At 68.7% G+C, this 13,179-nt stretch carries 12 protein-coding genes; 8 read left to right on the top strand and 4 right to left on the bottom strand.

Annotation, left to right across the window (positions count from 1 at the left end):
- Positions 1–153 (top strand): DUF2256 domain-containing protein, encoded by a 153-nt coding sequence (locus tag C996_RS14285; RefSeq protein ID WP_081618676.1) that lies wholly within the window; start codon positions 1–3, stop codon positions 151–153.
- Positions 150–728, top strand: coding sequence for a histidine phosphatase family protein (locus tag C996_RS0108735; RefSeq protein WP_026279261.1), 579 nt, complete (start codon positions 150–152; stop codon positions 726–728). Before C996_RS14285 ends, C996_RS0108735 begins: the two co-directional genes overlap by 4 nt.
- 42 nt (positions 729–770) lie before the next feature.
- Here C996_RS0108735 and C996_RS0108730 read toward each other — a convergent pair whose 3' ends face one another.
- From C996_RS0108730 to C996_RS0108720, 3 genes are read right to left on the bottom strand one after another with little or no spacing between them, the layout of a single operon-like run.
- Positions 771–2,348 carry a TolC family protein gene (locus C996_RS0108730; protein ID WP_018867073.1) on the bottom strand — a complete coding sequence of 526 codons (1,578 nt, stop codon included), beginning with the start codon at positions 2,346–2,348 and terminating at the stop codon, positions 771–773.
- Positions 2,341–5,415, bottom strand: coding sequence for an efflux RND transporter permease subunit (locus tag C996_RS0108725; protein ID WP_018867072.1), 3,075 nt, complete (start codon positions 5,413–5,415; stop codon positions 2,341–2,343). Before C996_RS0108725 ends, C996_RS0108730 begins: the two co-directional genes overlap by 8 nt.
- The gene (locus C996_RS0108720) at positions 5,412–6,632 is read right to left on the bottom strand and encodes an efflux RND transporter periplasmic adaptor subunit (RefSeq protein ID WP_018867071.1); all 1,221 of its coding nucleotides are present in this window, start codon (positions 6,630–6,632) and stop codon (positions 5,412–5,414) included. The genes C996_RS0108725 and C996_RS0108720 overlap by 4 nt, the downstream gene beginning before the upstream one ends.
- Positions 6,633–6,768: 136 nt before the next feature.
- Between C996_RS0108720 and C996_RS0108715 the strand changes: the two genes are divergently transcribed.
- From C996_RS0108715 to C996_RS14865, 5 genes are all read left to right on the top strand, one after another.
- Positions 6,769–7,284 carry a TspO/MBR family protein gene (locus C996_RS0108715; protein WP_018867070.1) on the top strand — a complete coding sequence of 172 codons (516 nt, stop codon included), beginning with the start codon at positions 6,769–6,771 and terminating at the stop codon, positions 7,282–7,284.
- 257 nt (positions 7,285–7,541) lie between these two features.
- The gene (locus C996_RS0108710) at positions 7,542–8,555 is read left to right on the top strand and encodes an ArsJ-associated glyceraldehyde-3-phosphate dehydrogenase (protein WP_018867069.1); all 1,014 of its coding nucleotides are present in this window, start codon (positions 7,542–7,544) and stop codon (positions 8,553–8,555) included.
- 5 nt (positions 8,556–8,560) lie between these two features.
- On the top strand, positions 8,561–9,790 hold the full coding sequence (arsJ, locus tag C996_RS0108705; RefSeq protein ID WP_018867068.1) for an organoarsenical effux MFS transporter ArsJ: 1,230 nt from the start codon (positions 8,561–8,563) through the stop codon (positions 9,788–9,790).
- Between the two features lie 153 nt (positions 9,791–9,943).
- Positions 9,944–10,225: a type II toxin-antitoxin system ParD family antitoxin gene (locus tag C996_RS0108700; protein ID WP_018867067.1), complete on the top strand. Its 282-nt coding sequence runs from the start codon at positions 9,944–9,946 to the stop codon at positions 10,223–10,225.
- Positions 10,226–10,294: 69 nt separating this feature from the next.
- Positions 10,295–10,585, top strand: a complete 291-nt coding sequence (locus tag C996_RS14865; RefSeq protein ID WP_196799352.1) for a type II toxin-antitoxin system RelE/ParE family toxin — start codon at positions 10,295–10,297, stop codon at positions 10,583–10,585.
- On the opposite strand, the gene C996_RS0108695 is transcribed toward C996_RS14865, so the two are convergent.
- Positions 10,566–11,483: a LysR family transcriptional regulator gene (locus tag C996_RS0108695; RefSeq protein ID WP_018867066.1), complete on the bottom strand. Its 918-nt coding sequence runs from the start codon at positions 11,481–11,483 to the stop codon at positions 10,566–10,568. The two genes, C996_RS14865 and C996_RS0108695, sit on opposite strands and share 20 nt — an antisense overlap.
- 282 nt (positions 11,484–11,765) lie before the next feature.
- Here C996_RS0108695 and leuC point away from each other — a divergent pair, with 282 nt between their 5' ends.
- Entirely contained in the window at positions 11,766–13,178 is a 1,413-nt protein-coding gene (leuC, locus tag C996_RS0108690; RefSeq protein WP_018867065.1) for a 3-isopropylmalate dehydratase large subunit, read from the top strand.
- Position 13,179 lies beyond the last annotated feature (1 nt).

The raw sequence follows: 13,179 nt of genomic DNA, 5'->3' as shown, positions 1-13,179 counted from the left end.
GTGGCGCATGCCAAGCCGCATCTGCCGCAAAAGACCTGCGCCGTGTGCGGTCGGCCGTTTGCCTGGCGCAGAAAGTGGGCGCGCTGCTGGGACGAGGTGCGCTACTGTTCCGACGCCTGCCGGCGTCGTCGTACGAGGCAAACGGCGTCATGAAACGCTCTGTATTCCCGGGGGTCTGGGCCGTGATCGTGCTGGCACTCGCTGTGCCGCTGGCGGCGGACGATCTGGCCGAAGAACGCGTGATCGTGGCGCAGTTGCAGGAGCCGCAGCGCATCCTGCTGATGCGTCATGCCCTGGCGCCGGGGATTGGCGACCCATCGGGCTTTGATGTCGACGACTGCGCCACGCAGCGCAATCTATCCGAGGAGGGCCGCGCGCAGGCCCGCGAGACCGGCGAACGCCTGCGGGCCGCCGGGCTGGATGCGATCCGGGTATTCGCGGGTCCCTGGTGTCGCAATTTCGATACCGCGGAGCTGCTGGGCTATGGCGAACCGGTGGTCCTGGAGGCCCTGGGATCGGTGTTTCGCACCAACGCCCCGCACCGTGAGCGGCGCATGCGGGCGTGGCGCGAACACCTGGCGGAGGAATACCGGCAGGCGCAGGGACCTGCGGTCTACGTGACCCACCGGGCCAACATCATGGAGCTCAGCGGGCGCAGCATCGGGGCCGGGGCGATGCTCGTCGTCGAGATCGACGCCGATGGCAGTGCCCGTCCGGTGGGACAATAGGCGGGCGTCCTGAGCGGGGCGCCGGTCCTTCCAGCATTCGGATTACAGGCGAATCTCCACGCGTTCGGCACCCGGGGCGTCGATGCCGCGGTGCAGCAGCAGGGTGCCGCTGGCATTGAGCAGTTCAGTGCTCAGCTGGCGAAAGCGCACCACCGTCTCGGTCAGGTTCAGGCGGCTCTCCAGCAGGTCGCGCTGGGCCTGGGCCACGGCCAGGGCGGTCCCGGCCCCGACCCGAAAGCGGGTCTGTTCCACGCGCAGCAGTTCTTCCTGTAGTTCCACCGTCTCCTTCTGGGCCTGGATCTGTTCGCGCACACGGGCGGCGTCGAACCAGGTGGCGCGCACGTCCTCGATGGCCAGCTGTTCCAGGTTGGCCAGGGTCTCCTGGATCTGCTGGCGGGTCAGGCGCGCGCGGGTGTGCTCGGCCTCGGCCGCGCGATTGCCGATGGGCATCTCGAAGCGCAGGCCGGCGGCCAGGTCGTAGCCGTCGCCCTGGCGGTCGCGCCAGGTGCGGCTGAAGCTGTCGGCGTAGCCGGACTGGCCCAGGGTCACGAAGAAGTCCAGGCGCGGCAGCAGGCCGTTGCGGGTGCGCACGACTTCCAGCTGGTTGCGCTGCACGCGCAGGCGGGTCTCGTTGAGGTCGGCGCGGTGGTCGCGGGCCAGCGCCACGTAGGCATCCAGGGGCTCCAGGGCGTAGCGCTCCAGCTCCGGCTCCGAACGGGCCTCTAGCCGGGTATCCCAGAGCCCGCCGTTGTCGGCCTGCAGCAGGCGGGCCAGCGCGTCCTGGGCGCGGGCACGGTCGGCCCGCGCGTCGATCAGGCCCTGGCGGCGCAGCGCCACCTCGGCGCGCGCGGATACGGCCTCGGTCTCCGGACGGTCGCCGGCCCGGATGCGGCGTTCGGTCTGGTCCAGCTGGGCGCGGGCGACCGCCAGGGCCTCCTCGAAGATGGCGATCTGTGCGTCGGCCAGTACCAGGTCCCAGTAGCGGCCCTCCACGTCCGTGATCAGCTGCTCCACGAAGCCGCGCACCTCGTATTCCGATGCCTCCACGTCCAGGCTGGCCTGGCGCAGGCGCACCAGGTTCGATTCGATGCGGCCGCCCCGGAGCAGGGCCTGGGTCAGGCTGAGCCCCGCGCGGGTGGTGAACTGCGGGGTGTCCACGCGGGAACTGGAGGCGCGGGAACTGCGCAGCGAGACCGTCAGGTCGGTGCCGGTGGGCAGCGCCTGGGTGATCCCGGCCTCCCCGAAACGGCGGGTGGTTGTCACCGTGTCGGTCTCGCCGATCTGTTCCAGCTGGCGCACGCTCTGGTCGCGGCTGATCTCCAGCTCGGCGAACAGCTCGGGGTCGAACACCGCGCGCTCCTGGGCCTCGAAGGTGCCCTGGATGGCCGTTTGCAGGCGCTCGGCGCGCAGGCCGCGGTTGTTCTCCAGGGCGCGGGCGACGGCCTCCTCCAGCGACAGCGTCTCCTCCGCCACCGCCTCGCGCTCGAACGGGCGGGTGTCCAGCAGGGCCTCGGCGGGCAGGGACAGGCGCAGGCCCTCGGTGGCGTCCTGGGCGTCGGCGCCCTGGGCCGGGAGGGTCAGGGCGAGCGCGACGAGGAAGGTCAGCGTTTTTCTAGGCATGTTCCGTTGCGACTCGATAGACCGGTTGTGGATGTTCGCCCCGGCGGTGGAACAGCAGGTACAGCGTCGGGATCAGCACCAGGGTGATCAGGGTAGAAGACAGCAGGCCGCCGATCACCACCCGCGCCATCGGGGCCTGGGCCTCGCCGCCGTCGCCCATACCAATCGCCAGCGGCGACAGCGCGAGGATGGTGGTCAGCGTGGTCATCAGGATCGGGCGCAGGCGCTCGCCGGCCGCGGCCACGATCGCCGCGGTCAGCTCCATGCCGTCGTCGCGGTGGCGCCGGGCCATGCGGTCCACCAGCAGGATCGCGTTGTTCACCACGATCCCGACCAGCAGCAGGATGCCGATCAGCGACTGCACGTTGAGCGTGGTGTCAGTGATCAGCAGCGCCGCGGTGACGCCGATCAGGGCCAGCGGGATGGAGAACATCACGATCAGCGGGTCGCGCAGGGATTCGTACAGGCTTGCCATGACCATGTACACCAGCAGCGTGGCCAGCAGGGTGCCCAGCAGCAGCTCGGAGAAGGCCGCCTCCTGTTCCTCGATATCGCCGGTGACCGAGAAGTCGATCTCCTCCGGCAGCGGGATATCCGCCAGGGCGGCACGCACGTCCGCCGCGACCTCGCCCAGCGAGCGGTCGCCGATATTCACGAACAGGGTGCTGATGCGCGCCTGCTCGCGGCGCTGGATGCTGTCGGGGCCCATCGCGGTATCGAAGGACACGAGGCTGCGCAGGGCGACGCGCTCGCCGTCCTCGCTGCGCACCGTCAGGTTCAGCAGGTCGTCCAGCGAGCTCTGGTCGGCGTCGCGCAGCTGGACCCAGATGCGGGTCTCGTCGCCCCCGGCGCGCAGCTGCCCGGCGCTGGAGCCGCCCAGCGCGGTCTCCAGGGTCTGGGCGATGGTGCGCACGTCCACGCCCAGGTCGGCGGCGCGGGCGCGGTCGATGCGGGTGGCGAACTCGGGCTGACCGCCGTCGGAGCCGACGCGGGTATCGGTCACGCCGGGGATGTCGGCCAGCGCGGCCTCGAACCGCTCGACCACCGCGTTCATCGTGGGCAGTTCGAAGCCACGGACCTCGATGGACAGGCTCTCCTCGTCCGCGCCACGGCCGAAGCCACGGAAGAAGATCCCGCTGGAGGCGCGTACGCGGATCTCGACCCCGGGCGGGCTGCCCAGCGCCTCGCGCAGCGCGGCGGCGATGGCATCGGAGGAGCGGCTGCGGCTTGCGCGCGAACCGACCATTACGCGCATGTTGCCGGAGGCCGGCGAGGAGGCCCGGAACGCCGAGGCGCCCGAGCTGGAGACCAGGTTTTCCAGTTCCGGGACCTCGTCGCGGATGATCGCCTCCAGCCCGGCCATGGTGGCGTACAGCTCTTCCAGCGGGGTGCCGGGTTCCATGGATACATGCACGCGCAGCTCGCCCTCGTCGGTGGCGGGCAGGAACTCGGTGCCCACGCCGCGCAGGCCGGCGAGGGCGATCATCATCAGCAGCAGGCTGATGCCGATGACCATCCACGGCTGGGTCAGGGTGCGCTGCAGCAGGCCCTGGTAGCGTTGTTCCATGCGCGCGAGGGCGCTGGTGTCTCGCCTGGGCATCGGAGCGCGGGCCATCAGCATCGGCACCAGGGTGAGGGCAACGATCAGCGAGCCGGCCAGGGCAAAGGCGACCACGGCCGCCAGGGGCTTGAACAGCTGGCCGGCGAGTTCCTCGGCGAAGAACAGCGGCAGGAAGATCGCGACCGTGGTCAGGGTGCTGGCGATGATGGCGGGCGCGACCCGTCCGGTGCCGCTGATCGCGGCCTCGGCGGCGGTCTGCTCGGCGTGTTCTTCACGTCGGCGGGCGATGCTCTCGATGACCACGATGGCGTTGTCCACCATCAGCCCCACCCCCAGCGCGATCCCGCCAAGTGTCATCAGGTTCAGCGAGTAGCCGCCGAAGTACACCAGACCAAAGGTCGCGATCACGGCCAGCGGGATCGCGGTGGCCGCCACCAGGGTGTAACGGATATTGCGCAGGAACACGAGCAGCACCAGTACCGCCAGCGCGCTGCCGTAGAGGATGGCCTGGCCGACATTGGTGATGGAGTTGCGGATGAACCCCGCCTCGTCGGTGACCGCGCGGATGTCGATCTGAGGGAAGTCGCGGTTCAGGCGTACCAGTTCGGCGTGCACCGCCTCCGAGACCTCGACCGTGTTGGCGTCGGCCAGCTTGCGCACCGCGAGCTGAACGCCTTCTTCCTCGTTGACCCGGAAGCGGCGGGTGACGCGCTGATGGGTATCGCGTACCTCCGCGACCTGGTGCAGGTGGGTCACGCCATCCTCGCTGCGCTGCACGATGGTGTCGCGGACCTCGTCCACCGAGCGGAACTCGGCCGGGGTGCGCAGGCGGTACTCCCGCCGGCCGTCCATGATCGGCCCGCCGGGGGTGATCACGTTGGCGTCGCGGATGCGGTTGCGCAGGTCGTCCAGGCCCAGGTCGATGGCCTCGAGACGCTCCGGGTCCACCTCCACGCGGACCTCGCGCTCCAGCCCGCCGAAGGTGTCGACCGCGGCCACACCGGGGATGCGCTCCAGGCGCGGGGCGATGCGGTTGTCGATCAGGGTGCGCAGGTGGATGGCGTCCAGCTGCGAGCCCACCCCCAGGCGCATGATGGGCGAGTCCTGGGTGTCGAACTGGCGCACCAGCGGGCGGTCGGCATCATCCGGCAGGCGGTCCTCGATGCGTGCCAGACGATCGCGCAGGTCGTCCACGGCCTGGCGGATGTCCGTGCCCCAGGCGAAGTTGATGCGGACGTTGCTGTTGCCCTCGGCCGAGGTGGAACGGATCTCCTGGGCACCCGTGATCGCGGCCGCTGCCTGTTCCACCGGCCGTGTGACCAGTTGTTCGACCTCCTCGGCCCCGGCATTGGGGTAGGAGGTCATCACGGTGACCACGGGGTAGGTGATGTCGGGCAGCAGGTCCACCGGCAGGCGCGTCAGCGCGGTCAGCCCGAGGATGACCACGATCAGGGCCACCATACTGGTCAGCACGGGGCGGTGGACGGTCAGGCGCGCGGGATTCACGGGGTCTGTGCCTCGCGCGCGTCATCGCGGTCGGGGATGCGGCCCGGTTCGCTCAGCCGCAGCGGGGTACCGTCCGCAAGCAGGTGCTGGCCGAGGATCACGACCTCGGTGCCCGGCGGCAGATCGGGTTCCAGCAGTTCGACCCAGTTCCCGTCACGGACACCGGTGACGGCTTGATGGCGCCGGGCCGTTGGGCGTTCGCCACTTCGGTCCACGCTGAATACGGTGGGGCCGGCCTCACGCTGGATGATCGCGTCGCGTGGGATGGCCCGCGCGCCGTCGCGCTGGCCCAGGGTGATCGCGGCCTCGACGAACATGCCCGGGCGCAGGCGGACGTCGTCGTTGGGCAGTTCCACCTCGATCCGCGCCTGGCGCGAGCCGGGGCGGAACTCCGGTGCGATCCGCGCGATGGTCCCCGCGAATGCGGTGTCGGGGTAGGCGCCGGTGCGTACCTCAGTGGCCTGACCGGGAGACAGCCGACCGTAGTCGGACTCCGTCACGGCCAGGATCGCCCGGACCGGCTGGAGCCGGACCAGCGCCAGCGCCGGCTCGCTGGCGCTGATGACCGTGCCGGGATCCACATGCCGTTCTGCCACCCAGCGCGTGCTGCTGGATGCATCCGCCTCGATGCGGGTATAGCCGAGCTGGATCTCGCGGGTGCGCAGTGCGGAGCGTCGCTGCCGGATCTGCGATTCGGCGAGGGCCACTCGGGTCTGCGCCAGGGCCAGTTCGGTCTCGGCGGCCTCCAGCTCGGAACGCGAGGCGATCCCCTGATCGCGCAGTTCACGGGTGCGCTGCAGTTCGCGCCGGGACGCGTCGCGGCTGGCGATGGCCTCCGCCAGGCTGGCCTCGGCCACTTCCAGTTCCGCCGCGGCCTGGGCGACGTCCTGCTCGAACTCTTCGGTGTCCAGTTGCAGCAAGGGGTCGCCCGGTTCCACGCGGTCCCCCAGATTGACGAAGATCTCGGCGACCCGGCCGCCGACACGGGGCGTGATCTCGATGCGGTCCGCACCCTCGATGCTCCCGGTGAAGCGCCGGCGCTCGACCAGGTCACGGGTCTCGATGGCGGCAACCGCCACGGCCACCGGTCGCGTCTCGCCACCGCCGGGGCGACTGCTGGGCGCTGCATCGTCATCCGGAGCGAGCAGCATCCAGCCCAGCAGGCCGGCGGCCAGGAGGAAGAGAACCGCGGTGATCAGGGTGGCGGGGCGGGGCATTGCAGCTCGCTTTTGTTCGGGGTGGTCAGGGGGAGTGTGGCGTGGTTCACTGAATCCTGAATGAATTCGGTTCGGAATCCGGGCCTTGTTCGGGGCATCCTGCCATGCGACCGCGAATCTCGAGGAGAATTCTGTAATGACACGCGATACGGCCCGTGCGTCGCGTCCGCGGCGACGCTCTTTCGGTGGGGACATGCTCGGGCTGCTGGCCTGGATGGTACTGGTGTTTGCCGTGGCGGGGCTGGGTGGCTGGGCCACCAGTCTTTCGGTGGCCGACTGGTACCCAACCCTGGCCCGGCCGCCGTTGAATCCGCCGGATGCGGTGTTTGGCCCGGTCTGGAGCGTGCTGTTCGGGCTGATGGGGCTGGCGGCGTGGCATGTGTGGCGCCGCGTGGGCCTGACCGGGGCACCGATCGCGCTGGGTTTGTTCCTGGCGCAACTCGCCCTGAACCTGGGCTGGTCGGTGCTCTTCTTCGGCCTGCAGCGCCCGGATCTGGCGCTCGCCGAGATCCTGATTCTGTGGCCGCTGATCCTCGCCACGCTGATCGCCTTCTGGCGCATCGATCGCATCGCCGGCGCGCTGCTGGTGCCCTACCTGCTGTGGGTCGGCTTTGCCATCTACCTCAACGCCGGCATCGTCTGGCTCAACTGATCGGCACCACGAACAAGGTCAAAGGCGATTCACAGGAAGAAGGGAAGGATGGAAGAGTTATTGTCGGTTGGACCGGGCGAGGTGCAATGTTGTTTGCCCATCCAGCCCTTCTTCCAGTCTTCCAAACTTCCTGTGAATCGCTTTTGACCCTCTTTGCGTATTTGTGCGCTGTTGGTTGAGCCGTTTCAAGGCACCGGGTGTCATGCGTTGGTCATGTGGGCGGAGTATCCTGACGCGATTTTTCGCGGGAGGGCGTCATGGCCGTACGGGTTGGCATCAACGGGATGGGCCGAATCGGTCGGCTCGCGCTGCGCGCGGCCTGGGATCGGGACGATCTCGAGATCGTGCACCTGAACGAGGTCGCGGCGGACGGTACGGTCACCGGACACCTGCTGGAGTTCGATTCGGTGCATGGGCGCTGGGATCACGGCATCCAGGCCGAGCCGGACGCCCTGCAGATCGATGGCCGCAGTCTGCGCCACACGCAGCTGGGCGAGCCGGGGCAGGTGCCCTGGGCCGAGTCCGGTGTGGATATCGTGATCGATGCCAGCGGCGCCTTCCGCACCATGGAGACCCTGCAGCCGCACTTTGATCGCGGGGCTCGGCGCGTGGTCGTCGCGGCACCCGTGAAGGACGAGCGTGCGCTGAACGTAGTGATGGGCGTCAACGATGCCGCCTACGATCCGGCCCGGCACCATGTCGTCACCGCTGCCTCCTGCACCACCAACTGTCTGGCGCCCCTGGTCAAGGTGCTGCACCCGGCCCTGGAGATCCGCCACGGGACGATCCTGACGGTGCATGACATGACCGCCACGCAGTCGCCTGTGGACCTGCCGCGCGACAATCTGCGCCGGGCCCGTGCGGCCGGGCTGAACCTGATCCCGACCACCACCGGCTCGGCGAAGGCGATCGGCGACATCTTCCCGGAACTGAACGGACGGCTGAACGGCCATGCGGTGCGCGTGCCGCTGATGAATGCCTCGCTGACGGACTTCACCTTCGAGGCGGCGCGCGAGACCTCCGCGGAGGAGGTGAACGAACTGCTGCGCTCGGCGGCCGCGGGCGAGCTCGCCGGCATCCTGGGCTTTGAGGAACGCCCTCTGGTCTCCAGCGACTTCCGCACCGACCCGCGCTCGTCCATTGTCGATGCGCAGTCGACGATGGTGGTGGATGGGACGCAGGTGAAGGTGCTGGCCTGGTACGACAACGAATGGGGCTATGCCAACCGGCTGGTCGAACTGGTCGCGCGCGTGGCCGAGCAGGGCGTGTAGGACGGATGGGCAGCCCGGCCGAAACGCCGAACGCACCGCCCACGCTGGGGCTGGGCGCCTACGCGCGCATCACCGCGAACTACTGGGCGTTTACCGTCACCGACGGCGCGATCCGCATGCTGGTCGTGTTGTTCTTCCACCAGCTGGGCTACAGCCCGCTGGAGATCGCGTTCCTGTTCCTGTTCTACGAGCTGTTCGGGGTGCTCACCAACCTGACCGGCGGCTGGCTGGCCGCGCGGCTGGGGGTGAACACGACGATGATTGCCGGGACGCTGCTGCAGGTCGCCGCGCTGCTGATGCTCACGGTGCCCGAGGCCTGGCTGGGCGTGGCCTACGTGATGTTCGCGCAGGCCCTGTCCGGGATCGCCAAGGACCTCAACAAGATGAGTGCGAAGTCCGGCGTGAAGCTGGTGGCCGGCGACGGGGAAGGGCGGCTGTTTCGCTGGGTCGCGGTGCTCACCGGCTCGAAGAACGCGCTGAAGGGGGTGGGCTTCTTCGTCGGCGGCGCGCTGCTGTACTCGGTCGGATTCCAGATGGCGCTGGTGATCCTGGCCGGGATGCTGGCGGTGGTGATGCTGTTCTCCATCGTCGGCCTGCCGCGCGGGCTGGGGAAGGTCGGGGGCAAGCCGAAATTCACCCAGATGTTCTCCAACTCCGCCGCGATCAACGTGCTCTCGGCCGCGCGGTTCTTCCTGTTCGGCGCACGTGATGTCTGGTTCGTGGTCGCCTTGCCGGTATTCCTCAGCGCGACACTTGACTGGAACCACATGCAGGTGGGGGCGTTTCTGGCGCTGTGGGTGATCGGTTACGGGGTCGTGCAGGCGTCGGTGCCGCGCCTGCTGGGCCGCGGCGGGCTGCACCCGACCGGGCTGACCGCGCGGCTCTGGGCCTTCATCCTGATGCTGCTGCCCATCGGCATCGTGATCGGCCTGGAGACGGGGCTGGACCCGGCCTGGGTACTGATGGTCGGGCTGGGCGTGTTCGGCGTGGTGTTTGCGATCAACTCCGCCGTGCACTCGTTCCTGATCCTCGACTACGCAGAGACCGACCGGGTCGCGATGAAGGTCGGCTTCTACTACATGGCCAATGCCGGTGGGCGTCTGATCGGCACCGTCGCCTCCGGTGCCATCTTCATGGTCTGGGGCCTGGAGGGCGCGCTGGTCGCCTCCACCCTGTTCATCTTCGCCACCTGGATGATCTCCTCCCTGCTCCCCCGCGAGGCCGCACGCGCCTGATGCCGGCAAGGCTCGGTTGCCGTTGTCGAGAATCGTGCAGCGCTCGTTTTGTTGAGTGCGCAGCCCGCAGAGAAGGGGCGTGCAGCGGGGCGGCGCCTGGATCGCCTGTGGCTCTTGGCATAAACTGCCAATAGTGATGGACGGAGGTTAACCATGCCTACACGAAACATTGTCCTGACGCCGGAACAAAGCGGTTTTGTGGAGCAGCTGGTTCGATCCGGGCGCTACCAGAATGCCAGCGAGGTTCTGCGTGACGGGCTCCGCCTCGTACAGGCTCGCGAGCGTGAGCAGGAGGCGCGACTGGAAGCCTTGCGGCGGGCGACTGCGGAAGGTATCGCGGACCTGGAGGCAGGCCGCTACACCGAACTGGATACCGGGCGCGACCTCGAGGCGCATTTGCAGGAACTGACAGAACAGGCCATCGCGAAGCGATAACCCGTGAACGAATCATCCGGACAATGGACTGTCCGTCTCGCGGCGTATGCCGAGTAGGATCTTCGGGATATCGTTTCGTGGACGGCGGAGCACTTTGGCGAGCAGCAGGCCCGTGCCTATGCCGGTACCCTTTCCGCGGCGATCCGGGCATTGCAGGGCGGGCCCGCCAACCCTACTGTGCGCAGCCGCGAGGATATCGGTCCGGGTATCTGCACGCTCCATGTCGCACGCGGAGGGCGGAGAGGCCGACACGTGCTCGTTTTCCGGCCCGCGTCCGACAAACCCCGTTGTGTAGAGCTATTGCGTGTGCTCCATGATGCAATGGACCTGCCCGGCAGGCTCACACCTGGAGATCGGTAAGGTCCGGGGGCTCCTGATCCTCCCCGTTATGTAATCCCTCGATCACGGCCGCAAGGGTCCGGGAGCGGTAGCGGTCCGCGTGGCGGACCCAGCCGAGCTGGCGGGCGATGGGTGGGGCGGGCCATTCGAGGATGGCCAGCTCGGCGGTGGCCATGGTGCGGGGGAGGAAGCCGATCCCGAGGCCGGTGGCGATCATCATGCGGATGACCTCCAGGTACGGGCTTTCCTGTGCCGCGGCGGGGTGCAGGCCCTGTGCGGCCAGGGCCTGGTCGATCTGGCGGCGGGTGGTGGAGCCCACCGGCGGAAGGATCGCCGGCCAGTCATGCAGCCGTTGCAGTGTCTCCAGCGGGGCATCCTGGGCGCGGCCGCGGGCGATCATCGGGACCAGGTCATCGGTCCAGACGGCTTGGGCCTCCGAGCCCTTCGGCAGGTCGTCCGGCAGGGTGGCCAGGGCCAGGTCGGCGTCGCCGTGCATCACCGCCTCGATGCCGGCCTCGGAATCCATGAACGCGAGTTCCAGCTCCAGCTCGGGGTAGCGGGTGCGCAGGGCGGCCAGCGGGGCGGGCAGGCGGTGCAGGGCAATGTGGTGGGAGGTAGCCATGCGGATGCGGCCACGCACGACCTGGTCGAGGTCGGCCACCTGCTGCTCGATCGCGTGCAGGCGGGCCAGTATTTCGCGTGCCTCGGGCAGCAGGCGTTCGGCGACCTCGGTGGGCCGCACGCGGCGCCCCTGACGCTCGAACAGGGGCCGTTGCAGGGTCGCCTCCAGCGACTGGATGCGCTTGCTGATCGCCGGTTGGGTCAGGTGCAGCCGGTCGGCCGCGGCGGAGAAGGCGCCGGTATCGACCACCGCCACGAAGGCCTGCAGGGACTCGATGCTGAGCTGTTCCGGGCGCATTTCCGCCGCCTCCGTGGGATAATGACCGGCTGACTGATGCGACTCCGCATCGCCAATCCATAACCATATGGAATGGTAAAGATAATAAATCAGATTTGAAAGAATGGAAGAGCGGCCGCAGACTGGCAATGCGGTGGTACCGCTCGTCTGTAGGAGGCCAGCCCTCTGGCCGATCCGACGTCGGGGCCCATCGGCCAGTGGGCTGGCCTCCTACAGGGGGCTTTGGCGGGCGCTCACCGAAAATATGGCTGGAACATCGCGGCTCGGCCGCGGGAGCAGGTAATGGCAGGCAAGACACTGTACGACAAGCTGTGGGAGGCGCATGTGGTGCGCGAGGAGCCGGATGGCTCGACGCTGCTCTACATCGACCGCCACCTGGTGCACGAGGTGACCAGCCCGCAGGCCTTCGAGGGTCTGCGTCTGGCCGGGCGCACGCCCTGGCGCGGGGATTCCGTGCTGGCGGTGCCGGACCACAATGTGCCCACCGCCAATCGCGACCGCGGGATCGAGGATCCGGTCTCGCGCACCCAGGTGGAGACACTGGAGAGCAACGTCACGAGCCTGGGGCTGAAGTTCTTCCCGATGGCCGATGTGCGCCAGGGCATCGTGCACGTGATTGGTCCCGAGCAGGGGGCGACCCTGCCGGGCATGACGGTCGTCTGTGGTGACTCGCATACCTCCACCCATGGCGCGCTGGGCGCGCTGGCCTTCGGCATCGGCACCTCCGAGGTCGAGCATGTGCTGGCCACGCAGTGCCTGTGGCAGAAGAAGACCAGGGCCATGCAGATCCGCGTGGAGGGCGATCTGCGCCCGGGCGTGACCGCCAAGGATGTGGTGCTGGCGATCATCGGCCGCATTGGCACCGCGGGCGGTACCGGCTATGCGATCGAGTTCGCCGGCTCGGCGATCCGCAGCCTGTCGGTCGAGGGCCGCATGAGCATCTGCAACATGTCCATCGAGGCCGGGGCCCGCGCGGGCATGGTTGCGGTGGACGAGAAGACCATTGAGTACGTGCGCAACAAGCCACAGGCGCCGAGCGGCGAGCTGTTCGAACAGGCCGCCGAGTACTGGCGCACGCTGGTCTCCGACCCCGATGCCGAATTCGACGCGGTGGTGGAGATGGATGCCGCCGAGATTGCCCCGCAGGTGAGCTGGGGCACCTCGCCGGAGATGGTGGCGCCGATCGACGGCCGCGTGCCGGACCCGGCGGCCGAGTCCGATCCGGTGCGCGCCGAGGGCATGAAGCGCGCGCTGGAGTACATGGACCTGCAGCCGAACACGCCAATGACCGAGATTCGTCCGGACAAGGTATTCATCGGCTCCTGCACGAACTCGCGGATCGAGGACCTGCGTGCGGCCGCCCAGGTGGTCAAGGGCCGCAGGAAGGCCGACAACATCAAGCTGGCGATGGTGGTGCCGGGCTCCGGGCTGGTGAAGCAGCAGGCGGAGCAGGAAGGGCTGGACCGGATCTTTCTGGACGCCGGCTTCGAGTGGCGCGAGCCGGGGTGTTCCATGTGCCTGGCGATGAACGCGGACCGGCTGGAGCCGGGCGAGCGCTGCGCCTCGACCTCGAACCGCAACTTCGAGGGCCGTCAGGGGCAGGGCGGGCGTACCCATCTGGTTAGCCCGGCGCTGGCCGCCGCGGCCGCCGTGGCCGGGCACTTCGTCGAACCGTCGGCACTGAAGGAGGCGTAAG

It is taken from the genome of Thioalkalivibrio sp. ALE25, from assembly GCF_000377285.1.
Taxonomy (GTDB): Bacteria; Pseudomonadota; Gammaproteobacteria; order Ectothiorhodospirales; family Ectothiorhodospiraceae; genus Thioalkalivibrio.
Note: the sequence above shows the minus strand (reverse complement) of the source record. Positions and strands in the feature narration are given on the sequence as shown.

What these genes read in the sequence shown, in the direction of transcription:
- C996_RS0108735 (WP_026279261.1), top strand. Translation starts at nt 150, where the DNA reads ATGAAACGCTCTGTATTCCCGGGGGTCTGGGCCGTGATCGTGCTGGCA.
- C996_RS0108730 (WP_018867073.1), bottom strand. Translation starts at nt 2,348, where the DNA reads ATGCCTAGAAAAACGCTGACCTTCCTCGTCGCGCTCGCCCTGACCCTC.
- C996_RS0108720 (WP_018867071.1), bottom strand. Translation starts at nt 6,632, where the DNA reads ATGCCCCGCCCCGCCACCCTGATCACCGCGGTTCTCTTCCTCCTGGCC.
- C996_RS0108715 (WP_018867070.1), top strand. Translation starts at nt 6,769, where the DNA reads ATGACACGCGATACGGCCCGTGCGTCGCGTCCGCGGCGACGCTCTTTC.
- C996_RS0108710 (WP_018867069.1), top strand. Translation starts at nt 7,542, where the DNA reads ATGGCCGTACGGGTTGGCATCAACGGGATGGGCCGAATCGGTCGGCTC.
- arsJ (WP_018867068.1), top strand. Translation starts at nt 8,561, where the DNA reads ATGGGCAGCCCGGCCGAAACGCCGAACGCACCGCCCACGCTGGGGCTG.
- C996_RS0108700 (WP_018867067.1), top strand. Translation starts at nt 9,944, where the DNA reads ATGCCTACACGAAACATTGTCCTGACGCCGGAACAAAGCGGTTTTGTG.
- C996_RS0108695 (WP_018867066.1), bottom strand. Translation starts at nt 11,483, where the DNA reads ATGCGCCCGGAACAGCTCAGCATCGAGTCCCTGCAGGCCTTCGTGGCG.
- leuC (WP_018867065.1), top strand. Translation starts at nt 11,766, where the DNA reads ATGGCAGGCAAGACACTGTACGACAAGCTGTGGGAGGCGCATGTGGTG.